We start from the raw sequence: 24,939 nt of genomic DNA on the forward strand, positions 1-24,939 counted from the left end.
TTGTCTGTCCGGCCTTTCTCGCGGCCAGTTTACTTATTGTGCTATAATTTACCCTATGAAACACATTATTACTGCTGGGATGGCCTGCTGCCTGGGATTGGGCACGGCGGTGGCTCAAACGAAAGCGCCTGGTGCGCCGGTGCGCTACGCGCTGTCGTTCCCGAATGCGGTGCACCACGAGGCCAAAGTGACGGCTACGTTTACGGGCGTGCCCAGCGGCACGCTGCACGTGCGCATGGCCCGCAGCTCGCCCGGCCGCTACGCCGTGCATGACTTTGCCAAAAACGTGTATTACGTGGTGGCCACCGACGGCTCGAACCACCCCCTGCCGCTGAACCGCCCCGACCCCTACGGCTGGGACGTGAAGCCCGGGGCCGACGGCACGGTCATCTTCAGCTACACCCTCTACGGCGACCAGACCGACGGCACGTTCGCCGGCATCGACCAGCAGCATGCCCACCTGAACCTGCCCGCCACGCTGTGCTACGCCACTGGGCTGGAAGACCGCGCCGCTGAGGTAAAATTTGACGTGCCGCCCGCCTGGAAAGTGGCCAGCCAGCTGCGCCCCAGCGACGACAAAAACACCTTCACCGCGCCCAATCTGCAGTATCTGATGGACAGCCCCGTGTCGTTGGGGGCGCAGCAGGTACGCAGCTGGCAGGAAGGCGACCAGACCATTGAGCTGGCCATGCTGTACCAAGGCCCGGCGTCGGAAATTGACGCCTTCGCCAAGAACGTGCAAAAGGTGGTGAAGGAGGAAAAAGCCATTTTCGGGGCGCTGCCGACGTTTGATTTCGGCCGCTACACCTTTGTGGCCGACTACCTGAGCCAGGCCACCGGCGACGGCATGGAGCACCGCAACTCCACGTCGGTCACCAGCGCCCGCTCACTGAAAGACGAGGACGCCACCAAAAACCTGGGTACCGTGGCCCACGAGTTTTTCCACGCCTGGAACGTGGAGCGCCTGCGCCCTAAGGACCTGGAGCCCTTCGACTTCCAGCGCGCCAACATGAGTGACAACCTGTGGTTTGCCGAAGGCTTCACGCAGTACTACGGCCGCCTGGCCCTGCGCCGCGCTAAGCTGATTGAGGACGAGGAGTTCTTCGACGACATCAGCCGCTGGGTGAACCTGCGCCAGAACAGCCCCGGCGCCCGCTACGCCTCGGCCATCGATATGAGCCGCCAGGCCACCTACACCGACGGGGCCGGCCAGAGCGGTGCTCCGATGAACCTGGTGAACACCAGCCTGTCGTACTACGACCAAGGCGCGGGCATTGCGTTGGTGCTCGACATGCAGCTGCGCCAGCATCACCGCTCCTCGCTCGATAAGTTCATGCAAGCCATGTGGCAGCAGTTTGGCAGCAAGCAGAGCGGCTACGCGCCCACCGCGCCCTACACCACCCGCGATTTGCAGCGCGTGCTGGGCGAAGTGAGCAAGGACACCGTGTTTGCCGGTCGCTTCTTCCGGCAGTATGTGTACGGCCGCGAAACGCCGCGCTTCACCGAAAACCTGCTGGTGGCCGGCCTGGCCGTGATTCCGACCCGGGCCCTGGGTGCCGCCCTGCCCAACCAGGTGGAGTTTGACGACGAAGGCCGCTGCATTGTGGCCTATAACACCCAGATTGGCTCGGGCCTGTACAAGGCCGGCATCGACCGCGGCGACCAGATTGTGGTGCTCGACGGCAAGGAACTACACAGCCGCGGCGACATGGACGGCGTGCTGCACAAGCATTCGCCGAGCGACGTGGTATTTGTGAAAGTGAAAACCCGCGGCGGGGCCGAGCGCACCACTCAGCTCATCTTGGCCGAAGACCCCACCGTACAGGTGAAGCCCGTGGAAGGTGTGGAGAAAATGACCCTGGCCCCGGCGCAAAAAACGCTGCGCGACGCGTGGCTGGCTCCGCAGGCCTCGAACTAAGCTCACTTTTTAGAATAGGATGGCCCCGGTGGGCCGGCGTCGCGCATAGCGACCCGGGCCGCCGGGGCTTTTTGCTGGGCAGTGGGCTGGCCTGGCTACCTGCTGCAAAGCCTAATCTTCAAATTATGAATTGGATACTGCGTTTTCGGCTCCAAAGCCACCTGAATATTGCCTGCCCGCTGGTCAATCTTCACCATTGAACAAGTTAATATCTTTACTTTTGAACGATTTGGCGGGCGATTTCCAGTCTCTGGTGCTGCAATAGGCTCTTTTGTCTGGTTGTGCGCCTGCCTTTACTTCCTTTTCAATTACCGTTATGCCCATTTTTGACAAGCTCACCAACGCCGCCAAGGAGTTTTTCATCGAGCCCGACGACGAAACGGGCGCGCCAACCACGCCGCCGACGGTTCCCTACGGCACCCCCAACCAGCCCGCTGGGGCCGCACCCGCCGCTTTTAATGCGCCTCCGGTGGTGCAGGCCGAGCAGCGCCACCTCGACCACATTGCGGGCCTGCTGGCCGGCGACGGCAAAGATTTTGGGGCCTACATGAAAATGGTGAAGAGCATGGCCGCCGCCGGCCTGAGCGGCCCCATGCTGTACCAGACGGCTTTCAACGCCTTCGCGGCCGTGAACGGGGCCACGATACCGGCGCTGCTGGCTTCGGCGTCGCAGTTCGAGCAGGCCCTGGCCACCGACCGCGACAAGGTAATGGCCCGCCACCGCGAAAAAATGGGCGAAAATGCCACGCCCGGGGCAGCCCCCAGCCAAGTGGCCCAGCTGGCCGCGCAGGAGAAAAAGCTGGCCGCCGACCTCGCCGACCTTACCCGGCAACTGCAGGCCAAGCAGCAGCAGTTGTTGCAAACGCAGCAGCAGTTGGGCGAGGAGCGCCAGAAAACCCAGGCCGCGCTGGCTTCCTACGAGCTGGCCAACTCGGCCGCCCTGGCCGACCTGCAGGCCCACCGCAAAGCGGCCGAGGCGTTTTTGAACGTGACCAAATAAGGGCACTAAATTTATTGAGCCGGTGGTGAGCCGGCTCTTCATTCACTTTTTTCTGCTTGATGAATACTCCTTTACTAGGGCCGCCGTCGCCCGCCGATGGCCTGCCGTCGTGGCAAAAACCCGAGAAAGTAGCCGGTTGGGTCTTCGTGGCCCTGCTCGTGGGCGCGGGTGTGTACTACTGGGGCCAGATTCTGCCCTATCTGATTGACATTGTTTTTGATACCGTGAAGCTGGGCATCGGCCTGGGCGTGCTGTTCGTGCTGTTTCTGCTGGCGACGAACAAGCGGATTCAGACGGGGCTGTGGTACCTGGGGCAGCGCATTTTTCGCACCGCCGCCAGCCTGTTTGTGAATACGGACCCCATCGGAATTATGGAAGACTACATCCGTAACACCGAGAAAGAGGCCCGCAACATGGAGGAAGAAGTGGGCCACATTGAGGGCGCTAATGAGCTGGTGAAGCGCAAGATGGACGCCAACCGCGCCCAGATGCAGGAATACCTGAGCCTGGCCGACTCGGCCCTGCGTCAGGGCGAGAAAGACAGCGCCGACAGCTACGCCAGCCGCGCCGCCCAACTCGAAGACTACAACCGCCGCCTGCAGCCCATGGCCACCACCACAGCCAACGTGAGCCTGGTAATGCGCCAGATTCTGAAAGCCGCCCTGCGTCAGATTGACAACAGCAAGTTCAAAGTGAACCTGCTGAAGGATGAATACACGCTGGTGAAGCGCACCAGCTCGGGCATGCGCGCGGCCATGAACATCCTGCGCGGCGACCCCGACAAGAAGTATTTCTTCGACCTGGCCACCGACCGCGTGGCCCAGGACATGGCCCAGCAACTGGGCCAGATTAAGCAGGCCATGCGCTACTCGCAGGAGTTTGTGAAGGAGATGGACATCCAGAACGGCGTGATGAGCGAGAAGGGACAACGCCTGCTCGACAAGTACCAGAAGGGTGAATTCAACGCCATTATGGACAACGAAGCGCCGGTGCGCATGAACACGGCCCCCACCACCCGCCAGGCTACCGACGACGCCTACGGCAAGCTCCTCGACTAAGGGAATGTGAAAATGTGCTGAATGGGGCAAATGTGGGAATGCGTTCGCGCAAACCCTCACGGAAACCCACATTCAGCATATTTCATTACTTCTCACATTTTCATATTCAACACATTTCCACATTTTTGAATGACCACTCGCGGTAAAGTTCTCATTGCCATTATCATCCTGGTCGGGTTGTATTTCGGCATTAACAAACTCACGTCAAGCAACCTGCTGTTTAAAAAAGCCGAAACGCAGTCGGTGCTGCTCAATTCAATTGAGCTGCCGGATGCCACCGGCGGCAATGGCGTGAACACCGTGGTGCCGCTGGCCCCGCTGCCCGGTACTACGCCAGCTGAAAAAGGCACGCCCATTACCTGGGAAGTAATGGCTTGGAACTCGCAGATGGCCGGCATGTTGGCCAACGGCGGGCCGCGCACCACCACCGGCTCGGCCATGGCCGCCAATGGCATCGACATGCAGATTGTGCGGCAGGACGACGTGAGCAAGATGCAGGCCGACCTGGTGAAAAACGCTTCCGACCTGCAGAGCAACCCCGCCACTCCGGGCCTGATTGTGAGCATCATGGGCGACGGCCTGCCCGGCTTCTCGGCCGTGCAAACAGAACTGAAGAAGGCTGGTACACAGCTGCAAATTATTCCGTATTCGGTAGGCAAATCCTTCGGCGAAGACAAGCTGATGGGCCCGAAAGAGTGGCTCGACAACCCCAAGCTGGCCCTGGGCAAAACGGTTGCCTGCTACCTGCGCGACGGCGACCAGAACATCGCCCTGAAATGGTGCGCCGATAACGGCCTGAAAGTGAACCCCGACGAAACCACCTATGACCCGCAGGCCGTGAACTTCATGTCGGCCAGCGACTTCTTGGTGGCGGCCGAGAAGTACATCCTGGGCAAGCCCGAGAGCCGCGACAAGATTGTGGACGGCAAAAACACCGGCGTGAAAGTGGATGTGGTGGCCGATGCCGTGGCTACCTGGACGCCCGGCGACGTGAACATTGCCAAGCAAAAGGGCGGCCTCGTGAAAATTGTGAGCACCAAGGAGTACTCGAACCAGATGCCCAACATCATGGTGACGACCAAGCGCTGGTACGACGCGCACCAGAAGGAAGTGGAAGGCATCATTCTGGCCCATGCCGTGGCCGGCGACCAGGTAAAATCGCACCCCGAAGCCTTGAGCCGCGCCGCTGATATTTCGGCCGACGTGTACGGCGACAAGGACAAGAACGGCGCCTACTGGTTGAAGTATTACAAGGGCGTGAGCGAGGCCGACCGCAACGGCGACGTGGTGGAACTGGGCGGCAGCAAGGTGTTCAACTTCAGCGACAACCTGGCGCTGTTTGGCCTGAACGAGGGCGGCACCAACATCTACGCTTCGGTATACAAGGCTTTCGGCGACGTGCAGAGCAAGCTTTACCCCAAGGAACTGCCCAGCTACGTGCCGCTGGCCGACATGCTGGACTTGACGCCGCTGAAAAACATTCAGGCCCGGTACAAAGGCAAGACCGTGGCTCCGGCCGAAACGCAGAAGTTTGCCGCCGGCGAGGAAATCCGCCAGAGCGTGAGCAAGCGCGCCTGGAACATTGAATTCAATAGCGGCCAGAGCACCTTCACGCCTTCGGCTACCAAAGAACTGAACCAGCTGTTTGACGACCTGGTGGTGGCCGGCAGCCTGAAAGTGGCCGTGCACGGCCACACCGACAACTCGGGCGACCCGCAGGCCAACCAGCAGCTGAGCGAAGACCGCGCCATGGCCGTGCGCCAGTGGCTCGAAGCCAAGAGCCGCAGCGCCTTCCCCGACGGCCGCATTCAGGTGTATGCCCACGGCGCCACTGAGCCGGTAGCCAGCAACAGCACCCCCGCCGGCAAAGCCAAAAACCGCCGCGTGGAAATCGTGCTGGGCAATTAATACCCGTACGCCTAGTCCTAAGAACGTCATGCTGAGCGCAGCCGAAGCATCTCGCTCGCAGTAGTAATTGATTTACTATTGCACGCCAGATGCTTCGGCTGCGCTCAGCATGACGTTCTTTGTTTCGCTCCATTTTCCTTTCCCTTTTCTCCGCATGCTGAAAGACTTGTTCATTCCCAACGCCAAGCCCCGGCCCTCGGTGTTTCTGACGATGGTGGCAGTGCAGATACTGCTGCTGCTGCTGCTGTGGCTGTTTTACCCGTTGCAATTGTTCCCGACTTTGGGCGAAGTCATCACCGCCTTCAAGGATTTGGTGACGACGCAGGGGCTGATTCAGGAGCTGTGGGCCAGCCTGACCACGGCGCTGGGCGCGCTGGCCATTGCCACGGTGCTGGCGCTGGCCATTTCCTACCTCACGGCACTGCCCTTCTTCCGTCCCATCGCCTACGCGGCCAGCAAGATGCGCTACCTCACCCTCACCGGCCTGACCTTCTTCATGGCCCTGATGGTCAGCTCCGGCCACCAGGTGAAACTCTCGGTGCTCATTTTCGGGGCCACGGTGTACCTGGTCACGGGCATGACGAGCGTGATTCTCACGACCACGCAGGAGGAAATGGACCACGCCCGCACGCTGGGCATGAGCGAGTGGCGCAGCTTCTACGAAGTCGTGGTGCTGGGCAAGCTCGACGAGATGCTCGAAGTCGTGCGCCAGAACTTCGCCATCATCTGGACCATGATTACGCTGGTGGAAACGCTTTACCAATCCGAAGGCGGCATCGGCCTGCTGCTGTATAAGCAGAACCGCTACCTGCACCTGGCCGGCGTGGTCGCCATTCAGCTGGTGATTCTGGCTACGGGCGCGCTGCAGGACTACGTGTTCGAGTTTCTGCGCCGCATGTTCTTTCCTTATTCGGCCCTCACCACCGCGAAATAATGGCAGACCACATCTACAAAGAGCCCGTGCTGACGCTGCGCGATATTTCGATGCAGTTCGGGGGCGAAGTTATTCTGCGCGATATCAGCCTTAACGTGCTGAACGTGGTGCGGCCCGGGGTGAACCAGGGCCAGGTGGTGGGGTTCTACGGCCGCTCGGGCATTGGCAAGTCGGTGCTGTGCCGCATCATCGCGGGGCTGCTGCCTCCTACCACTGGTACTGTGCTGGTGGCCGACCCGCAGCGCCCCGTGTGCCCCGGCGACGTGGGCTTTGTGCAGCAGCGCTACCCCCTTTTCAACCACCGCACCCTGCTCGACAACCTGCTGGTGGCCGCCGGTCGCAAGCACCTGCCGGCCGAAGCCAAGGCCCGCGCCGAGGACTTCCTGACGCGCTTCGACCTGGCCCCGCACCGGCGCAAGTACCCGACCATGCTCTCGGGCGGGCAGCGGCAGCGGGCGGCCATTGCCCAGCAACTGCTGTGCTCCGAGCACCTCATTATTCTGGATGAGCCGTTCTCGGGCCTCGACATCGCGATGATTGACGAGGTGAAGAAAATCATCATGGAAGTCACGACTTCGGACGAGCTGAACACCGTCGTTATCGTATCGCACGACCTGGCTACCACCACCGCCATCTCGGATACGCTCTGGCTGCTGGGGCCCGAGCGCGACGCCGCCGGGCAATGCATTGCCGGGGCCACCATCAGCAAAAAGCACCAGTACAACCTGGCCGAAATGGGGCTGGCCTGGCAGCACGGCATCCAGGCCCGGCCCGAGTTTGTGCAGCTGATTGAGCACCTGAAAGAGGAAATCCGGAAGACCTGATTGCGGCGGGCAGGCGTGGGCCAATACCTGCCGCCTTGTAACATTGCATTCGCCAAGCTTCTTCTTCACCTTTTCAACTGCTTTCTCTATGCGCCTCACTTTCGCCAGCAAGGCCATTATCGCGGCCATCATCGTCCTCGGGCTGTACTTCGGCATTCGCCACTTCACGGCCACTAACCCCGAATTAGCTAAAACGGGCCGCTCGGCCATCGACCCGGTGGCCGACACCACCAGCCGTTCAGGTGACCAAGGCGGCTCAGGCTCCTACGACGCGCCCGCCACAGCTACCGGAGCCAAGCCAGCCTTCTCCTACGAAGCGCCCGCGCCCGTCGACGGCAAGCTGAAGGGCGTGGTGGAGCTGGGGGCCAGCGGCTTCAACTCTTTCATCGTCCGCATCGACCAGAACCGCACCTGGAAGCTGGAAAAAGCCGATTTTGGCAATAGCTTGGTGATGGAAAACATGGCTACGGACGACGACATCCGCCGCGGCCTCAAGGCCTACATTGCCAACATGCTGGACTTTGGCGTGGGCGGCAAGGACATTCACTTTGTGGTGAGCTCGGGCGCGCTGAAAGCCGAGGGCACCGCCAAAATCGTGAAGGTGCTGAAGGGCCTGGGCTACGTGGTGAATACCGTGACGCCCGAAAAGGAAGGCGTGCTGGGCCTGCGCTCGGTGCTGCCGGCCTCGTTTGCCGACCGTGCTTTCGTGACTGACATCGGCTCGGGCAACACCAAAATCTCGTGGCTCGACGGCAACCAGCCGAAGTCGGTGGAAACCTACGGCGCCAAGTACTTCGAGAAAGGCACCGCCGATGCCACCGTAGCCGCCGAAGTAAAGGACAAAGCCACCCAGGTACCGGCCGATTTGCGCGGTACCTGCTTTATCATCGGTGGCGTACCGTTTGAGATGGCCAAGAAGGTGCGCAAGGGCAAGGAGCGCTACACCGTGCTCGATGCGCCCAGCGCCTACCAGCTCGACAACGCCAAGTCGAAAGCCGGCCTCAACATCTACAAATCCATCGCCGACGCCACCGGCTGCAAGCAGTTCGTGTTCGACTGGGACGCCAACTTCACCATCGGCTACCTGCTGACGCTGCCGAAGTAGCGGCTGTTGTTATTCGGCAGCCAGCAACTGATAGCAAACGCCTGTCATTCTGAGCGCAGCAAAGGACTTTACCACGTCAGGACAACTCGTTCGAGCGTGATACGGTCCTTCGCTGCGCTCAGGATGACAGGCGATTTCCGTTTCTAAAACACTTCCGCCGCCTGCCCGTTTCTTTGGCTCCCGAAGCTTCTTCAGACTCTCATGGCCCAACGCATTTCTTATCTCCGCAACGAGGCGCTGCCCACCGTGCGGCCCGGCTACCCCGGCAACAAGCTATTCGGCCGCGAATTCGCCAACGGCGAGGAGCTGTTTGAGCCCAGCTTCGGCACGGTGCTGAAGTGGCAGCTCGAAACCAACCCGCAGAAGGAGGAGAAGAAGCGTGACACCTGGGTGCCGGAAGTAATGGACTGCGCAGCCGCCTTTTCCTCGACGGAAGACATGCTGGTGTGGCTGGGCCACTCCTGCTTTTTGCTACGGGCGGCGGGCGTGTCGCTGCTCTTCGACCCCGTGCTGTTCAGCTCCATCGGCCTGAAGCACCGCCACCCCCTGCCCTGCCCGCCCGAAGCCATCCGCAGCATCGACTACCTGCTGCTCTCGCACGGCCACCGCGACCACCTGGACGAGAAATCCATCAAGCTGCTCGCGGCCCAGAACCCGCAGATGCAGGTTTTAACCTCGTTGCGCATGGCCCCGCTGTTGCGCGGCATGGCCCCGGCCCTGCCGGTGCAGGAAGCCGGCTGGTGGCAGCAGTACGACCTCGGCCCCAACGCGCCGCTCGAAATCACCTACCTGCCCGCTGCCCACTGGCACCGCCGCGGCCTCGCCGACCTGAACCAGGTGCTCTGGGGCAGCTTCATGATTCGGGTGCAGGACAAGCTGATTTATTTCGCCGGCGACACCGCCTATGCCGAGCACTTCGAGGCCATCGAAGCCCGCTTCGGCCCCATCGACATCACCCTGATGCCCATCGGGGCCTACAAGCCGGCCTACATGATGGCCAAAAGCCACGTCAACCCCCACGAAGCCGCCAAGGCTGCTAACGTGTTGCGCGCCGGCCACGTGGTGCCCATGCACTACGGCACCTTCAACCTAGCCGACGAGCCCGCCTCCGAGCCCCTGCGCCAAATCAAAGAGGTAGCCGCCGGCGGCATGCTGCGCGGCGAACTGCACGCTCCTGCCGTGGGCGAGGTGCTGCGCTGGCCGGATTGGGAGTAGGTTTTTATAAGCTGTTAGCCACTAGCTATTAGCTATTAGCTTATTGTGAGCGACTGCGCAATGCGTGTACTAGCCCACCACTAATGTCCACGCCGCTACCTGTTAGCTTTGTGGCTTCATGTTGCGCTGTGGCTAATAAAAGCTAACAGCTAATAGCCATTAGCTAACAGCTAAAAAAATGTCTCCAACTTTAGTATTGAGCCTAGTTGCGGGCTACTTCGTCGTCCTCATCATCATTGCCCTGCTCACGTCGCGGGGTGCCACCAGCGAAAGCTTCTTCGTGGCCAACCGCAACGCGCCGTGGTACATGGTGGCCTTCGCCATGATTGGCACCTCGCTCTCGGGCGTCACCTTCATCTCGGTGCCGGGCAACGTGTACGGCAAAAGCTGGAGTTACCTGGCCGTGGCGCTGGGCTTTGTGGCGGGCTACGTCGTCATCGGCACCGTGCTCATGCCCCTCTACTACCGGCTGCGGCTGGTGAGCATCTACTCGTATCTGGAGCAGCGCTTTGGCTATTGGAGCTACAAAACCGGGGCCCTGTTCTTCCTCATTTCCCGCTCGTTGGGCTCGGCCCTGCGGCTGTACCTAGTGGCTGGTGTGCTGCAGTTGGCGGTGTTCGATGCCATGGGCGTGCCGTTTGCCGTCACCGTCGTGGTCAGCATCCTGTTCATCTACCTCTATACCTTTAAGGGCGGGCTCAAAACCATTCTCTGGACCGACACTTTCCAGACGCTGGCCATGCTCAGCTGCGTGGCCCTGAGCATCTATTTCATGTCGGATGCGCTGAATTATTCCTTCGCCAAGCTCATCACCTCGGTGAAGGAAAGCCCGATGTCGCAGGTCTACTTCTCTGATTTCCGCGACGATAAATTCTTCTGGAAGCAGTTCGCCTCGGGCATGTTCATCACCATCGTGATGACCGGGCTCGACCAGGATTTGATGCAGAAAAACCTGAGCTGCCGCAGCCTCGGCGAGGCCCAGAAGAACCTGTTCTGGTTCACGCCCGTCATCGTGTGCGTCAACATTCTGTTCCTCACGCTGGGCGTACTCATGTACCAGTACGCCGCCGCCCGTGGCCTCAAGCTGGCCGAATTACCCCAGCTCCTCAACCTCAAAGGCACGCTCGATACCGACAAGGTTTTCCCGTTTCTGGCCACCACGCAGTTCTCGCTCACGGCCGGCATCATCTTCATCCTGGGCATCATCGCCGTCACCTACGCCTCGGCCGACTCGGCCCTGACCTCGCTCACCACCTCGTTCTGCATCGACTTCCTCGACATCAAAAAATACCCCGAGGCCCAGCAGACTCGCCTGCGTCAACTCACGCACCTGGGCTGGTCGGTGGTGCTCATCGTCATCATCCTCATCTTCCGCGTCCTCAACGAGCAGAGCCTGATTGATGCCGTGTATAAGGCGGCCGGCTTCACCTACGGGCCGTTGCTGGGCCTGTTCGCATTCGGCATCTTCACCCACCGCCAACTGCGCGACCGCCTCGTGCTGCCCACCTGCGTGGCCGCCGTCAGCCTCACGCTGCTCATCGTTACGCACTCCGTCGAGTGGCTGAACGGCTACAAGTTCGGCTTCGAAATTCTGCTGCTAAACGGCGCGCTGGTCTACCTTGGCCTGCTGCTCATTTCGCGCCCCACCGAGGCCGCCCCAGCCCCCGCGAACCTGCCAGCCTAGTCCGGGGTTGAGGTATTTCGGTGCCTGATTCGTCTAGTGCTCCACTACCAGACCGTGCCGCCGCGCATCCGGCCCTGTCTTTGCATTTCCGTTGCTTATGAAAATTCTATTCGCTACCCTCGCCCTGCTGGCGGCCGGCACCGCCCAGGCCCAGCAGCCTGCCCCGGCCACTGGCCAAACCATCGTTCTGAAACCCGGCCAGATGCAAGTGCAGCGCAACCCCGCCGCCAACCGGCCCGACCGCGCCCCCGTGTATCCCGGCGGCGAGCAGGCCATGGGCCTGTTCTTCCTCGAACACATCAACTACCCCGCCGCCGCCAAAGCCAACAACATCAGCGGCAAGGTGCTGGTGAATGCCACCGTGAACGAAGACGGCAGCATCAGCAACCCCGTGGTGGCCCAGTCGCTCTCACCCGAGTGCGATGCCGAGGCGCTGCGCGTGGTGAGCCTGCTTTCAGGCTGGCAGCCGGCCATGCGGCGCGGCCACCCGCTGCCGGTGCTGGTGCAATTGCCCGTGCCCTTCGGCGAAGCTGGCGTCATGCACGTGGAGCAGGTGCGCCGCCAGCCCGCGCGCGGCCGGCATCAGTAGTAACAGGAACGTTTTGTTGAAGCCCAAAACGTCATGCTGAGCGCAGTCGAAGCATCTCTACTGCGCAAGTAATCAAGACCTATTGCAACGAAGCGGTAGAGATGCTTCGGCTGCGCTCAGCATGACATTCTAATGCAACGTTCTTCCACCCAATGTTCCGACGGTGCTTCACCCGCGCCTCATGCCCAGCGGTCGAAATTGCCGCGTTATAATTAGTTGAATTAGATAAGACCCGATGGCCCGTAGTGGACTCAACACCAGCGGCAGCGACGCCCTCGCCGCCGACCTGCCCAAACCGAAAGTAAATAAAGAATCACTGAAGCGCAGCCTGCGGATTTTCCGCTACGTGCTGCCTTACAAAGGCCTGTTTGCGGTGGGTCTGATGATGTTGTTGCTCAGCAGCAGCACCTTCATGGCCTTCCCTTTTCTGGCCGGCAAGCTCATTGATGCGGCTAATCACAAGCCCGTCATTCTGCCCAACGGCATCGAGCTGGGCATCGACCGCATTGCGGTGCTACTGTTCGTCATCATCGTGTTTCAGGGCTTTTTCTCGTTCGGGCGCATCTGGTTTTTCACGCAGGTGAGCGAGTTCACGGTGCGCGACATCCGGCAGGCGCTCTACGCCAAGTTCGTGCAGTTGCCCATTCCCTTCTTCGAGCAAAACCGCGTGGGAGCCATCACCTCGCGCATTACTTCCGACGTGGGCCAGATTCAGGACACGTTTTCGCTGACGCTAGCCGAGCTGTTCCGGCAGATTTTCACCTTGGTTATTGGCATCACGGCCATCATGGTGGTGTCGGTGAAGCTGTCGCTGTTCATGCTGCTCACGTTTCCGCCCATCATCCTGGCAGCCGGGCTGTTCGGGCGCAAAATCCGCACGCTGGCCAAGACGACCCAGCAGGAATTGGCCACCACCAACACCATCGTGGAGGAAACGCTGCAGGCCATCAACTCGGTGAAAGCCTTCACTAACGAGAAGTTTGAAACCCAGCGCTACGGCACGGCCCTGAACCGGGCGGTGCAGGCGGCACTGCGCAGCAACTTGTTCCGGGGCGGCTTCGTGTCGTTCGTCATTATTGGCCTCACCGGCGGCATCATCCTCATTCTGTGGCGCGCCGCCACGCTGGTCTACAACCCCGGCCCCGACCACCTCGAAGTAAGCCAGCTGCTCACCTTCCTACTCTACACGGCCTTCATCGGCGCATCCATCGCCGGCCTCGGCGAGATGTACGGCAAGGTGCAGAGCACCCTTGGCGCGTCGGAGCGCATCCTCGAAATTCTGGACGAAACGCCCGAGCCCACGCACATTGAGCCGGCCCAAGGACTGGTGCCCGCTCGTATTCAGGGCGACATTCGCTACGAGCACGTGGCTTTCCGCTACCCCACCCGGCCCGACATCGCGGTGCTTAAGGACATCAATTTCCACATTGCGGCGGGCGAGAAAATTGCCCTCGTGGGCCCCAGCGGCGCGGGCAAAAGCACCATTGCCGGCCTGCTGATGCAGTTTTACCCGCTTAGCGGCGGCCGCATCGTGGTCGATGGCCACGACGTGGATGCCTACGACCTCACGGCCCTGCGCCGCCACATTGGCATCGTGCCGCAGGAAACGCTGCTTTTCGGCGGAACCATCCGCGAGAACATCGCCTACGGCAAGCCCGGCGCTTCCGACGCCGAAATCATCGAAGCCGCCCAGCGCGCCAACGCCTGGCAGTTCATCCAGGCCTTTCCCGAGGCGCTTGATACGGTGGTGGGTGACCGCGGCATCAAGCTCTCGGGCGGGCAGCGCCAGCGCGTGGCCATTGCCCGCGCCATCCTAAAAAACCCCGCCATCCTCATCCTCGACGAAGCCACGTCCTCCCTCGACAGCGAAAGCGAAAAGCTGGTGCAGGGCGCCCTCGACGAGCTGATGGAGCACCGCACCAGCCTCATCATCGCCCACCGCCTGAGCACCATCCGCAAAGTCGATAAAATCCTGGTCATCGACGGCGGCCGCATCGTGGAGGCCGGCACCCACGAGGAGCTGAGCGAGCGCGAAGGCGGGCTGTATGCGAACCTGCTGCGGCTGCAGTTTGAGCTGACGTAATTTATTTCTTTTGTTCGCTACTTATGCAGCAAGTTGTAATTGCTCCTACCCTGCTGTCTTACACCGAATATAAAAAGCTTATGTTCGCTGATTTACGAGTAAGGCATCTGCCTCGACTCATCGGCTTCGCTTTTTTGTCGCTTGCTATGTTAATTATTGTCGGGGTAGCGCTTTACGATGAAGGGCTGACCGCAAAAAACCTGCAGGACTTAGCACTGCCGATGTTATTTCCGGCCGGGCTGGTATCTATCTGGATTGCCACTTGGCTAAGCTGGCGAAAACAGTATTATCAATCCGATGCTTTGCGAAACGGAGTAACATATTATCTGAATGACCAGGAGATTGTACGTAAGGGTCTTTCGCGGGAATCCATACTTTGGTCCAATATCGATAGAACAGCCAAACAGGCGGGCCAATGGATACTGTTAAGGCAAGCAACGACTTCCTTAAATGGAATATGTTTCTTGAATACCGCCGCCGTACTTTCTCCCGCAACTCGTGAGGAACTGTTGGCATTGCTAAAGCGAAAGCGCATCAAGCCGATTTAAATCAACGCGACCCAAGCGCGGGTTTTGTATTTTTAACTTCCCTTGTTGCTCTTAATGCTACCCGCCGCTAATGGACCTCCACGCCCTCATCACCATTGACCCCGAAATTCTCGGTGGTCAGCCCGTTTTCGCCGGTACTCGTGTGCCTATCGAAACCCTGTTTGACCACTTGGAGGCAGGCGTTTCGCTGGACGAGTTTCTAGATGATTTTCCAACGGTTTCCAAAGCGCAGGCCATTGGATTGCTCGAAACCGCGACTAAGTTGCTCACCTCCTCCAATGTAGCCCAACTGTATGCGGCTGCTGCTTGATGAAAACCTGCCCAAACGCCTGAAACTGGATTTTCCCACCCACGATGTCTACACCGTTTGGGATAAGCAGTGGAATGGCATCAAGGATGGAGAGCTGCTGAAATTGATGCTTGCGGAGGGTTTCCAGGCGCTGCTGACTTTCGATAAAAATCTGCAACACCAGCAGAATCTGGATAAGTATACGCTGACGGTGTTTGTGCTGAATGCCCCCATCAACACCTACGCGGAACTAACGAAACTCTCTGCTCAAATCAATACGCTGTTGGCGACAGGCGACCAGCCGCCGGGGCCAATCATTATCAAGGCCTCGTAATGAAGCAGGCTTTAACACTCCAAAACCCGCGCCCCAAGCGCGGGTTTCGTATTTTTGGCCCCACAACAACTCCCCCTCACCCTCTCCTTACTGATGAGCAAGCACTTCGCACCTTTCTCCGTCGCTGTTGCAACAGCGGCTACCCTGCTGGCGGCACCGGCGGCCCAGGCCCAAATCCGCACGCCCGCGGCCAGCCCCCTGAGCACCGTTTCGCAGCGCGTAGGCCTCACGGATATCACCATTACCTACTCGCGACCGGGCGTGAAGGCGCGCAACATCTTCGGCACCGTCGTGCCGTTTGGCAAGCGCTGGCGCACGGGTGCCAACGGCACCACCAGCATCAAGTTCTCCGACGATGTGATGATTGAGGGCAAGAAAGTAGCGGCTGGCGAGTACGGCATCTACACCATCCCGAACAAAACGGAGTGGATGGTGGTGCTCAACAAGAGCCTGAAGCAGGGCGCGGACGTGGACGGCTTCAAGGACGACCAGGACGTGGCCCGCTTCACCATCAAGCCTTACAAGGTGGCCAGCAAGGTCGAAACCTTCACCATCAACTTCACCGACATCACCCCCGCCACCGCCAATGTGGCCATGGAGTGGGAAAACACCGGCGCCAAGTTCAAGGTGACGGCCGACGTGGACACCAAGGTGATGGCCCAGATTGACGAGAAAATCACCAAAGCCGCCACCCCCGCCCCCGGCGACCTGGCCGCCGCGGCCGTGTATTACTACGACAATAACAAGGACCTGAAGCAGGCCCTGGCCTGGATGGAAAAAGCCAACGCCGCCGAGCCCACCAAGTTCTGGAACCTGAACACGGAAGCCAAAATCCGCCTCAAAATGAAGGATTACGCCGGCGCTACCAAAGCCGCCGAAGCATCGAAGAAAGCCGCACTGGCCGCCACCCCGCCAAACGGCGAGTACGTGAAGATGAACGAAGACCTGATGGCCGAAGCCAAGAAAATGGGCAAGTAAGCGGACCTGGGGCCTCACCCCCGGCCCCTCTCCGGTGGAGAGGGGAGCCTAACGACCTGAAAACGAAAGCCCCGGTACCTATTGGTGTCGGGGCTTTTGTTTTCAGGTTAATATTTACTGCTAAGCCGCCCTGGCTCCCCTCTCCACCGGAGAGGGGCCGGGGGTGAGGCCCCGCTGCCGGCGCTACGGCAGCACCTTCAGCACCAGCTGCGAGGCGTGGCCGGGGGCGTGGTAGAGGCGGTGCGTGGCGGCCTGGAAATCAGCCTCGTCGGCGTTGTAGATGTTGTCAACGTATTTCTGGGGGTTCCTATCCACGAGGGGAAACCAGGTGCTTTGCACCTGCACCATGAGCCGGTGGCCGGGCTGGAAGGTGTGCATGAGGTCCTGCACGGTGAAGGGAACGGACGTGATTTGGCCGGGCGTGAAGGGCTCCGGCTTCGAGAAGCTGTTGCGGAAGCTGCCGCGCATTACTTCGGAGCGCACCATTTGCTGGTAGCCGCCGAGGTGCACGTTGGGGTTGAGGCGCGGGTTGTCGGGGGTGTTGTCGGGGTACACGTCGATGATTTTCACGACCCAGTCGGCATCGGAGCCGGTAGTGGCCACCTGCAGCAGCGCCTGGATGGGGCCGGCCAGGGTGAGCGGGCTCGTGAGCACGTCGGTTTGGTAGGTGAGCACGTCGGGGCGGCGGCTGGCGAAGCGCTGGTCGTCGGTCATGTACTCGCGGGTCATGCCCACGGTGGTGGCTTCGGAAAAGGGCACGGGGTGGGCCGGGTCGCTCAGAAACTGGTCGAACTCGGCACCGGCGGCGGGCTGCTCGAAGTTGATTTTGCCGTTGGGCTGGAAGTAGAGCGTGCGGTCCTGCGCGGCTTTGGGCGGCCAGGCGTCGAAGGTGCGCCACTGGTTGGTACCGCTTTCGAATACGGTGGCTTCGGGCAGGTTGGCGGGCTTGCCGTCTTTGAGGTAGGACTTGAAGAACGGCGCTTCGATTTCCTTCTGGTAATAAAACGACGGGGCCGAACCGTAGGCCACGTTGCCCACGATTTCGCCCGAGCCGCGCGCCCAGCCACCGTGCACCCAAGGGCCCATCACGAGGCCGTTGCGCAGGCCGGGGTTCTGCTTTTCAATGCTCTTGTAGATGTTGAGCGCGCCGAACAAATCCTCGGCATCGTTGAAGCCGCCCACCGTGAGCACGGCCGTGCCGGGCTGCAGGTTTTTGAGGTGCGGGCGCAGGTCGCGGGCCTGCCAGTACTCGTCGTAGTTGGGGTGCTGCATCAGCTCGTTCCAGAACGCGACCTGGCCCTTGTAGTAGCGGGCATCGGCATTTTTCAGCGGGCCCATCTTCATAAAGAAGTCGTAGCCATCGGGCGTGCCGTGCTTGAAGCCGGGGTTGCCGGTGGGCGTGGGCTGCGGCCGGGGCAGCCCGAAGCTGGCCAGGAAGTTGAAAGCGTGCGGCAGGAAAAACGCCCCGTTGTGGTGGAAATCGTCCCAGAACCAGTCGGCGATGGGGGCTTGGGGCGAGGCGGCTTTCAGGGCCGGGTGGCGGGCCAGCAGGCCGGTAGCGGTGTAGTAGCCGGGGTAGCTGATGCCCCACTGGCCCACGCGGCCGTTGTTTTTGGGGGCGTCCTTACTTTTCAGCAGCCACTCGATGGTGTCGAAAGTGTCGGTGCCTTCGTCGACGTCGGTTTTGCCCTTGTGCACTTCCTTTTCGGGACGCACGTCGATGAACTGGCCCTCGCTCATGTAGCGCCCGCGCACGTCCTGGTACACGAAAATGTAGCCCTCGTGCATCATCTCGCTGCTCGGCCCCAGATTCAGCTTCATGCGTGCCGACTTGTAGGGCCCGATGGCGTAGGGCGTGCGGTTGAGCATGATGGGGTAGCGCACCTTGTCGGCATCGGCGGGCGCGTACACGATGGTGTAGAGCTTCACGCCGTCGCGCATGGCCACTTGGTGTTCCGACTTTTTGTAGTGCTCCTTGATGTAGGAGGTATCGGCGATGATGGTGGCGTAGCGGGCCTTTTCGCCTTCCGACCACACCGGGTAGGGCGCGCCCATCTGTTGGGCGAAAGCCGGCGTGGCCGCCGCTGCGCCAAGCACTACGGCGAAGAGCGTAATTGATTTCATGCAGAGCAGGTTTTGAGGTGGGAGAACGGAGGTAAAGGTAGACGCCGGTTTCAAATTGGCTACTCTCGCATCAGAACGGTCATGCTGAGCGCAGTCGAAGCATCTCGCGTGCAATAGTAAATGAATTACTTGTGCGGGAGAGATGCTTCGACTGCGCTCAGCATGACCGTTCTTTTTTCAACCGTCCTTCCTCGCTCCTACTTCCCGCCCCGGCCCTGCATTTGCAGCAGGCGCTTCACGTTATCTACCTCAATCTCATCGGGCTGGGTTTTGAGGATGCGGCGCAAATCTTTGGGCGAGCGGCCACCGAACACCACCACCGTGAGACCGGCGGCGTGGGCCTGGGCGCTCTGTTCGGGCGTCACGCGGTCGGCATCGAGCACCACGGTACGTACGTTTTCGGTTTTGGCCACTTTCAGGCCGAAGGCGAACTCATCGGAAGCAATTTCGAGGCCGACGCGCACGCCGGGCATGGCGGCGCGGGCCAGCCGGATGGTGGGGCCCTCCTGCGTCACGAGCAGCACCTTTTCGGGCGCTACGTGGTAGCGGGCGAGGCTGCGGGCAATCTGGCGGATGAGCAGCGGCGTGCGGTCGTGCTGGTGGCCGGCGGGCAGGCACTGGTCGTCCTCGTGTAAATCGAGGTGCAGGAGCGGGAACGTGGGCCGCCGGCTGAACCGGGCCAGCAGCGTGTCGAAGCTGATGGGCCGCTCCTTCTGAATGAGGTCGTAGGGGAAGCCGCCACGGTAGCGCGCCTGCTTGATTTCGGCCGCCGTGCGCTCGCTGATGCAGCCGTTGCCGGTGCTGCCGTCCTGCATTTTCTGGTCGTGGTAGAGCATTACCACGCTGTCGCGGCTCATTTGCAGGTCGATTTCCACGCCGTCGGCCCCGCGCAGCAGGGCGCGCCGAATGCCGCGCCAACTGCTCGGCGGCCGGAAATTAATCGGGCTGATGGGCGTGTAGAAGCCCGAGCCGGCATGGCCCAGCACCACCAATTTGGGGTTGGCGACGGGCTTGGTGGCGGTGCAGGCCGCCAGCATCGTCAGCAGAAAAAGTGGGAGTAAGCGGTATCGTATCATGTAAAAGAGAAGGCCGGCACGCGCCGGTTGGGGCTGAACGGCAAAGGGTGCGCCGGGTTGTAGAGACGCGACACTTCGCGTCTCGGCGTCCGCACCGTTGGATGCAACTTCCAGCGGTGCCGTGTAACCGAAGGCCAGCAAACCTGACGCCGAGACGCGAAGTGTCGCGTCTCTACACCTGTTCTATTGCGCGCGGCTTATCCAACCGCCCAAACAGGAACGTGAGCGCCACCACCAGCCAGACCGAAAACCAGACGTCGCTGAGGTAGTGCGCGCCCAGCACCAGCCGGCCCAGCCCAATCAGCACCGGCAGCACCAACAGCGGCCCCCGATACTTCGGAAATGCCACCGCCAGCGGCCAGAACAAACTGAAATAAACCGCCGTGTGGTAGGATGGAAACGAGTCGTTATGCGGCCCCGTGGCCCACAGGCCCGAGCCCGCGTAGCCGGCCCCAAACTGCACCTCCGGCCGCAGGCGGTGCACCGCGCCCTTCAATACATTGGCCAGCACCATGCTGAACTCGTGGGTAAGCAGCAGCACCAGGAACAGCGTGGCCCCGCGCCTCTTGAGGCCATAGCGCCCGATGGCGAAGGCCAGCCCCAACGCCAGGAAGATGACGGGCAGGCCCAGCACGTGCGTCATCAGCGCCTCGTGCACACGGTCGGCAGCGGCGGTGAGGGCGGCGAAAAACGGGGCCGACCAGGTGAAATGCCCGTGGATGAAACCGGCCAGCGGCTGGTCGCCGGATAGAATCAGCAGGGCGCAGGCCGGCAGCGTGAGGGCCGTGAAGAGCAGAAACTGGCGAAGCGTCATGGCAGGCAGTTAAAAGTTAGGAGTGATGAGTTAAGAGTTGAAAAGGCGCAATCAATAAGCAGTTTTCACTCTTAACTCATCACTCCTAACTTTTACCCCCCCGCTACCCCAGCGCCTGGTTCAGCGCGATGATGGCCGTCTGATAATCCTCGCGGCCCACGATGAACTGGATGTTGACCTTACGCAATGCAAATCCGGCGCTGCGGATGTTGATGCCGGCATCGGCCAGAGCGCTGGCGGCGCGGGCCAGCAGGCCGGGCTCGTCGATATTGGAGCCGATGAGGCAGACCAGCGCGGCTTTCTCGACGGTTACGTTCTCGTATTTAGCCTCTAGCGCGGCCAGCAGCTGCGGCTTCAGGTCCTTTTCCCAGATGAGCATGGTGATACTGTTGGCGCTGGTGGCCTTGAAAATGTAGCTCACCCCGAGGTCGTAGAACACCTGCATCAGGTGCAGGTCGAAGCCGGCCGCGCCCACCATCAGCGGGTCGTGAATGTCGATGAGGACGACTTTCTCGGTGCCGGTGATGACTTCGATGCGCTTGGTGGGCGACACATAGTCGCGGGTGATGAGCGTGCCGGGGTGCTCGGGCTCGAAGGTGTTTTTGATGCGCAGGTCGATGGCGTTTATCTCCAGCGGCTTCGAGGCTTTGGGGTGGATGGCCTCCATGCCCACGTCGGCGAGCTGGTCGGCCACGTCGTAGTTAGTGAAGCCGATGGGGTGGCACTGGTCGACGCCCACCAGATTGGGGTCGGCCGAGCTGAGGTGGTATTCCTTGTGAATAATGGCCTCCTGCGGCCGCACGGCCACGGCAATCTTGCTGAAGGTGACTTCCGAATAGCCCCGGTCGAACTCGCGCATGATGCCCTCGGTGCCCTTGGTGTAGCCGGTGGCGATGCAGATGGTTTTGGCAAATTCAATGTCGGCGAACGACTGACGGATACGCTCGTCAATCGTCAGCGCCTGGGCGTCGTCGAAGCCACTGAGGTCGACCAGCGTGGCGTTCAGGCCCCGGCTTTGCAGGATGTTGACGGAGTTGAAGGCCGAGTGGGCCTCCCCTATCGAAGCCAGAATTTCGCGGGCCGCCTGCAGGATGTTGGTGCTGTTGACATAGCCCGAGGCCAGCACGTTCACGAGGCTGTCGAGGTAGGTTTGGGCTTGGTCAATGCGCTGCTGGATGAAGGAATCGGCCACGGCCAAATCGAGGCCCAGCGGCTCGTACTGCTTGTTCAGCTCCTTGAGTTTGGCGGCTACGTCCTGCAGGGCCGCCCGAAACTCCTGGTTCTGGGTGATGTGGTGGTAGACGCCGGGGTCGCCGGTTTTCTTATTCTCCAGCAGCCAGTTAGTGACGTTGGCGTAGGCCGACACCACAAAAATGCGGTTGTACAGCTTCGCGCCCTCGCGGCCGTGGAAGATGATGTTGTCGAGGACGTCGGCGAAGGCGGTCATCGAGGTACCGCCGATTTTTTCAACTGTGAGCACGGGTATTTAAGCGTGGGGCGCAAACGCCCGAGGATGATTTTAACGCAAAAGAACGTCATGCTGAGCGCAGTCGAAGCATCTCTACCGCAATAGTAAACCCAATCTATAGGATTACTGCTACGGTAGAGATGCTTCGACTGCGCTCAGCATGACGTTCTTTTTGGATTAGCTACAACCCGCTACTGCGCCGGCTCCTTCCCGTAGGAAATCATGTTCGTGATAATACGGTAGGCGCCTGGCACGCCCGCCGGCAGCTCCCGAAACAGCGACAAACCCGTGTAGATGTAGTGACCCTTGCCGTAGTCCGTGACCAGAATGGCGCTTTCCTTGGGCGCCTCGCCGGGGTCGCTGCTGGAAATCACGGTCTGGTATTTCGGGTCCCATTTCGAGGGGTAGTAGAGGCCCTGCTCCTGCACCCAGCCTTTAAAATCGTCGGCGGTGATTTTATTGGGGGCGGCTAGTAGCTGGTGCTTCGTGAGGGTCACGGGGGCGTCTTCCACGGTTACGCGGTCGGAGGAGAGCGTTAGTGGGTAGGGGCCGATTTCGGGCATCACGGTGCCGCGGTTCACTACGTATTGCACCACTACGTTGCCGCCTTGCTCGATGTATTTGAGGATTTCGGGCTGCTGGGTTTTAAGGCGGTCGACGGTGTTGTAGGCGCGGATGCCGACCACGAGGGCGTCGAATTTCTTGAGGTTGGGGGCGGTGAGGTCCTTGGGTTCGAGCAGGGTCACGTTGTAGCCGATTTGGCGCAGCGCGTCGGGCACTTCGTCGCCGGCGCCCATGAGGTAGGCCACGTTCTGGCCGCGCCGCTTCAGGTCGAGCTTCACCAGCGGGGCCACAGCTTCGGGGAAGAGGAACTGCGTGGGGATGTGCGGGTACTCGATTTTCTGGATGCCGCGGGCGTAGGCCTGGCCGGCCACGGTGGCGGTGGCGCGCAGCTCGGCGCGGCCGGGCGCGGCGCCGGCCAGGGGCTGCACCTGAAAGTTTACGGTCAGCTCCTCGTCTTTGGCGGCGAGGGCGAAGTCGGCGGTGGCGGGCTCGCACTTCCAGCCGGCAGGCAGGGCCAGGGCCAGGCGGCCGCTCACCCCGGCGCGCCCAGCCCGCAGCGTGACGGGCACGGTCTTGGGCTGGGCATCGGCGAAGACGTAGGAACGGGCCGGCGGCAGGTTCACCAACACGGGCGGCACCACGGCCAGCGGCTGGTATAATTCGCCCAGCACGGGGTCGGTGTGCTTGTACTGAACAGGGACTTTAATATCCAGTTGTGACGAATTAGGGGTTCCATCACCAATCAAGATGCTGCAAACAGCTTCGATTCTTTCCGGATACTTGGCATTTTCTGGAGTGCCACGCAAAGACTGTTTGTCTACAACATACATTCCTATTGTGCCTGGCTTTTGAAGCCAGTAGGGTTGTGAAATGGTATAGCCAAAGGTATCTGTCTTGATTTTTCCATTGTTCTTCTGATTCTTATTCAGAACAACTCCTTGCGTTTTGTTACGCGAACCAGCATGGCTAAATTCATCGAGCAACTGCACGCCCAATACCTTAATAGCCTGTGATGAACGGTTAATTAATTCATAATTAAAGACCGCACCAGTGTCTGAAACGATAGTAGCTTCTGTCGCTATCACTTCAACAGACAGCCCAAGACAGGCTTTAAGCAATTCGTCAATCTGCTGTTGCTTCGCTTCTACCCAATATCGAGCACTCCCCAACTCGTTTTCAACTCGTTTCAATTCCACTGCTGTTCTGTCTCCATATGTTGAAGATTTTGCAGCTTTATCATAAGCTGTTCCCATTTCTTGCCGCACCTTCAGAAGCCCTGCCACGCTGGTGCTGGGGTTGCTCGGGTCGTACTTGCGAATCACCTCCTCGATGAGCTTGCCCACGGCCGCGCCGCCGGGTACCCGGTTCCAGGTCTGGTCCACGCCTTCGAACAGGTCTTTGGTGGCCTTGTCGCCTTTCACGGGCTGGAAATACTCCAGCGCCTCGCCCCGCTGGGCGGCCGAGCCGAAGCCCTGGCTGCGGTGGTTGCTGCGGCTGCGGGCCGCGATTTCGCCGTAGCTCTGGCCCAGCAGGGGGTTGTAGCCGCCGGCGTCGAGCCGGAGGTAGCCGTCCATGTTTTCGCCGGGCTTCACGAAGAAGCTGCCGGTGTTCCAGAGTAGGCGCTTGGGCTGCCAGGCTTGCACGTACTGGAGCTGGTCGGGGAAGCGCTTGGGGTCGCCGGCGGCGTCGAAGGCTTCGGCGGCAAGGATGGCGCTGGCCTGGTGGTGGCCGTGGCCGGCGCGGGCGTCGGGTGGGAAGCGGGTGATGAGCACGTCGGGCCGGCGCTGGCGGATGACCCATACCATGTCGGCGAGCACCTGCTCCTTGTCCCAGATGCGAAAGGTTTCGTCGGAGGTTTTGGAGAAGCCGAAGTCGTTGGCGCGGGTGAAGAACTGCCGGCCGCCGTCGAGGCGCCGGGCCGCCAGCAGCTCCTGCGTGCGAATCACGCCCAGGCCTTCGCGCAGCTCGGGGCCGATGAGGTTCTGGCCGCCGTCGCCGCGGGTGCAGCTCAGGTAGCTGGTTTCGAGCAGGCGCTCGTTGGCCATGTAGGCGATGAGGCGGGTGTTTTCGTCGTCGGGGTGGGCGGCCAGGTACATCACCGAGCCGAGGACGTTGAGCTTCTTGAGGCCCAGCAGAATTTCGGAGGAGGTGTAGGTTTTGGGGGTCTGCGCTTGCGCTTCAGTCAACAGGGAGCAGTTAACAGTGAACAGCAGCAGGGCCGCAGCGAGCGGGCGGAGGGAACGAATCATGCGCAGGAAACCGGAATTGAGGCCGTGAAGTTACCGGATGACAGGGCCCCGATGGCATGGGCGGACAGCCCGGGCCGATTATCGGCAGCTTCTCACCAGCGCAACACCGACCGGCTTGGCCCCGTCTTTGCCGTGGCCGAACTTCCTTTGCACCAAGTTCGGTTTACTTCCCACCAC

General features: G+C 60.7%; 20 protein-coding genes. 15 read left to right on the top strand and 5 right to left on the bottom strand.

What is annotated here, in order from left to right; translation table 11 throughout:
* Window positions 1–55 precede the first annotated feature (55 nt).
* From MON38_RS01810 to MON38_RS01880, 15 genes are all read left to right on the top strand, one after another.
* Window positions 56–1,918 carry a M61 family metallopeptidase gene (locus MON38_RS01810; protein ID WP_241934419.1) on the top strand — a complete coding sequence of 621 codons (1,863 nt, stop codon included), beginning with the start codon at window positions 56–58 and terminating at the stop codon, window positions 1,916–1,918.
* A gap of 316 nt (window positions 1,919–2,234) precedes the next feature.
* Window positions 2,235–2,918 (top strand): hypothetical protein, encoded by a 684-nt coding sequence (locus MON38_RS01815; protein WP_241934420.1) that lies wholly within the window; start codon window positions 2,235–2,237, stop codon window positions 2,916–2,918.
* A 59-nt stretch (window positions 2,919–2,977) separates the two neighbouring features.
* Window positions 2,978–3,976, top strand: a complete 999-nt coding sequence (locus MON38_RS01820) for a PspA/IM30 family protein (RefSeq protein WP_241934421.1) — start codon at window positions 2,978–2,980, stop codon at window positions 3,974–3,976.
* A gap of 129 nt (window positions 3,977–4,105) precedes the next feature.
* On the top strand, window positions 4,106–5,884 hold the full coding sequence (locus tag MON38_RS01825) for an OmpA family protein (protein ID WP_241934422.1): 1,779 nt from the start codon (window positions 4,106–4,108) through the stop codon (window positions 5,882–5,884).
* Between the two features lie 154 nt (window positions 5,885–6,038).
* Window positions 6,039–6,818: an ABC transporter permease gene (locus tag MON38_RS01830; RefSeq protein WP_241934423.1), complete on the top strand. Its 780-nt coding sequence runs from the start codon at window positions 6,039–6,041 to the stop codon at window positions 6,816–6,818.
* Window positions 6,818–7,642 (top strand): ATP-binding cassette domain-containing protein, encoded by an 825-nt coding sequence (locus MON38_RS01835; protein ID WP_241934424.1) that lies wholly within the window; start codon window positions 6,818–6,820, stop codon window positions 7,640–7,642. The genes MON38_RS01830 and MON38_RS01835 overlap by 1 nt, the downstream gene beginning before the upstream one ends.
* Window positions 7,643–7,730: 88 nt before the next feature.
* Window positions 7,731–8,747: a hypothetical protein gene (locus MON38_RS01840; RefSeq protein WP_241934425.1), complete on the top strand. Its 1,017-nt coding sequence runs from the start codon at window positions 7,731–7,733 to the stop codon at window positions 8,745–8,747.
* A gap of 201 nt (window positions 8,748–8,948) precedes the next feature.
* Entirely contained in the window at window positions 8,949–9,962 is a 1,014-nt protein-coding gene (locus MON38_RS01845; RefSeq protein ID WP_241934426.1) for an MBL fold metallo-hydrolase, read from the top strand.
* Window positions 9,963–10,140: 178 nt separating this feature from the next.
* Complete coding sequence (locus tag MON38_RS01850; protein WP_241934427.1) at window positions 10,141–11,646, top strand: sodium:solute symporter; 1,506 nt, start codon at window positions 10,141–10,143, stop codon at window positions 11,644–11,646.
* Window positions 11,647–11,743: 97 nt separating this feature from the next.
* Window positions 11,744–12,235 carry an energy transducer TonB gene (locus tag MON38_RS01855; RefSeq protein ID WP_241934428.1) on the top strand — a complete coding sequence of 164 codons (492 nt, stop codon included), beginning with the start codon at window positions 11,744–11,746 and terminating at the stop codon, window positions 12,233–12,235.
* Between the two features lie 235 nt (window positions 12,236–12,470).
* On the top strand, window positions 12,471–14,318 hold the full coding sequence (locus tag MON38_RS01860; RefSeq protein ID WP_241934429.1) for an ABC transporter ATP-binding protein: 1,848 nt from the start codon (window positions 12,471–12,473) through the stop codon (window positions 14,316–14,318).
* A 23-nt stretch (window positions 14,319–14,341) separates the two neighbouring features.
* Window positions 14,342–14,866, top strand: a complete 525-nt coding sequence (locus MON38_RS01865) for a hypothetical protein (RefSeq protein ID WP_241934430.1) — start codon at window positions 14,342–14,344, stop codon at window positions 14,864–14,866.
* 70 nt (window positions 14,867–14,936) lie between these two features.
* Window positions 14,937–15,176 carry a DUF433 domain-containing protein gene (locus tag MON38_RS01870; RefSeq protein ID WP_241934431.1) on the top strand — a complete coding sequence of 80 codons (240 nt, stop codon included), beginning with the start codon at window positions 14,937–14,939 and terminating at the stop codon, window positions 15,174–15,176.
* Window positions 15,160–15,489: a DUF5615 family PIN-like protein gene (locus MON38_RS01875; RefSeq protein ID WP_241934432.1), complete on the top strand. Its 330-nt coding sequence runs from the start codon at window positions 15,160–15,162 to the stop codon at window positions 15,487–15,489. The genes MON38_RS01870 and MON38_RS01875 overlap by 17 nt, the downstream gene beginning before the upstream one ends.
* Before the next feature lie 93 nt (window positions 15,490–15,582).
* Window positions 15,583–16,467 carry a DUF2911 domain-containing protein gene (locus MON38_RS01880; protein ID WP_241934433.1) on the top strand — a complete coding sequence of 295 codons (885 nt, stop codon included), beginning with the start codon at window positions 15,583–15,585 and terminating at the stop codon, window positions 16,465–16,467.
* 183 nt (window positions 16,468–16,650) lie between these two features.
* Here MON38_RS01880 and MON38_RS01885 read toward each other — a convergent pair whose 3' ends face one another.
* The 5 genes from MON38_RS01885 to MON38_RS01905 all read right to left on the bottom strand — a co-directional run bounded on the left by MON38_RS01885 (window position 16,651) and on the right by MON38_RS01905 (window position 24,762).
* The gene (locus MON38_RS01885) at window positions 16,651–18,591 is read right to left on the bottom strand and encodes a CocE/NonD family hydrolase (protein WP_241934434.1); all 1,941 of its coding nucleotides are present in this window, start codon (window positions 18,589–18,591) and stop codon (window positions 16,651–16,653) included.
* Between the two features lie 197 nt (window positions 18,592–18,788).
* Complete coding sequence (locus MON38_RS01890) at window positions 18,789–19,667, bottom strand: glycerophosphodiester phosphodiesterase (RefSeq protein WP_241934435.1); 879 nt, start codon at window positions 19,665–19,667, stop codon at window positions 18,789–18,791.
* A gap of 172 nt (window positions 19,668–19,839) precedes the next feature.
* Entirely contained in the window at window positions 19,840–20,481 is a 642-nt protein-coding gene (locus MON38_RS01895) for a phosphatase PAP2 family protein (protein ID WP_241934436.1), read from the bottom strand.
* Window positions 20,482–20,584: 103 nt separating this feature from the next.
* A complete protein-coding gene (locus MON38_RS01900) occupies window positions 20,585–21,961 on the bottom strand; it encodes an aspartate kinase (protein WP_241934437.1) in 1,377 nt (458 codons plus the stop codon).
* Between the two features lie 179 nt (window positions 21,962–22,140).
* The gene (locus tag MON38_RS01905; protein WP_241934438.1) at window positions 22,141–24,762 is read right to left on the bottom strand and encodes a PIG-L family deacetylase; all 2,622 of its coding nucleotides are present in this window, start codon (window positions 24,760–24,762) and stop codon (window positions 22,141–22,143) included.
* Window positions 24,763–24,939 lie beyond the last annotated feature (177 nt).

The sequence above is a fragment of the Hymenobacter cyanobacteriorum genome, assembly GCF_022631375.1.
GTDB lineage: Bacteria > Bacteroidota > Bacteroidia > Cytophagales > Hymenobacteraceae > Hymenobacter > Hymenobacter cyanobacteriorum.

Excerpts from the sequence above, each read along its gene's own strand:
- MON38_RS01830 (WP_241934423.1), top strand. The coding sequence starts at position 6,039 with ATGCTGAAAGACTTGTTCATTCCCAACGCCAAGCCCCGGCCCTCGGTG.
- MON38_RS01810 (WP_241934419.1), top strand. The coding sequence starts at position 56 with ATGAAACACATTATTACTGCTGGGATGGCCTGCTGCCTGGGATTGGGC.
- MON38_RS01885 (WP_241934434.1), bottom strand. The coding sequence starts at position 18,591 with ATGAAATCAATTACGCTCTTCGCCGTAGTGCTTGGCGCAGCGGCGGCC.
- MON38_RS01860 (WP_241934429.1), top strand. The coding sequence starts at position 12,471 with ATGGCCCGTAGTGGACTCAACACCAGCGGCAGCGACGCCCTCGCCGCC.
- MON38_RS01905 (WP_241934438.1), bottom strand. The coding sequence starts at position 24,762 with ATGATTCGTTCCCTCCGCCCGCTCGCTGCGGCCCTGCTGCTGTTCACT.
- MON38_RS01855 (WP_241934428.1), top strand. The coding sequence starts at position 11,744 with ATGAAAATTCTATTCGCTACCCTCGCCCTGCTGGCGGCCGGCACCGCC.
- MON38_RS01865 (WP_241934430.1), top strand. The coding sequence starts at position 14,342 with ATGCAGCAAGTTGTAATTGCTCCTACCCTGCTGTCTTACACCGAATAT.
- MON38_RS01870 (WP_241934431.1), top strand. The coding sequence starts at position 14,937 with ATGGACCTCCACGCCCTCATCACCATTGACCCCGAAATTCTCGGTGGT.
- MON38_RS01840 (WP_241934425.1), top strand. The coding sequence starts at position 7,731 with ATGCGCCTCACTTTCGCCAGCAAGGCCATTATCGCGGCCATCATCGTC.
- MON38_RS01895 (WP_241934436.1), bottom strand. The coding sequence starts at position 20,481 with ATGACGCTTCGCCAGTTTCTGCTCTTCACGGCCCTCACGCTGCCGGCC.
- MON38_RS01875 (WP_241934432.1), top strand. The coding sequence starts at position 15,160 with ATGCGGCTGCTGCTTGATGAAAACCTGCCCAAACGCCTGAAACTGGAT.
- MON38_RS01815 (WP_241934420.1), top strand. The coding sequence starts at position 2,235 with ATGCCCATTTTTGACAAGCTCACCAACGCCGCCAAGGAGTTTTTCATC.
- MON38_RS01890 (WP_241934435.1), bottom strand. The coding sequence starts at position 19,667 with ATGATACGATACCGCTTACTCCCACTTTTTCTGCTGACGATGCTGGCG.
- MON38_RS01850 (WP_241934427.1), top strand. The coding sequence starts at position 10,141 with ATGTCTCCAACTTTAGTATTGAGCCTAGTTGCGGGCTACTTCGTCGTC.
- MON38_RS01845 (WP_241934426.1), top strand. The coding sequence starts at position 8,949 with ATGGCCCAACGCATTTCTTATCTCCGCAACGAGGCGCTGCCCACCGTG.
- MON38_RS01835 (WP_241934424.1), top strand. The coding sequence starts at position 6,818 with ATGGCAGACCACATCTACAAAGAGCCCGTGCTGACGCTGCGCGATATT.
- MON38_RS01825 (WP_241934422.1), top strand. The coding sequence starts at position 4,106 with ATGACCACTCGCGGTAAAGTTCTCATTGCCATTATCATCCTGGTCGGG.
- MON38_RS01880 (WP_241934433.1), top strand. The coding sequence starts at position 15,583 with ATGAGCAAGCACTTCGCACCTTTCTCCGTCGCTGTTGCAACAGCGGCT.
- MON38_RS01820 (WP_241934421.1), top strand. The coding sequence starts at position 2,978 with ATGAATACTCCTTTACTAGGGCCGCCGTCGCCCGCCGATGGCCTGCCG.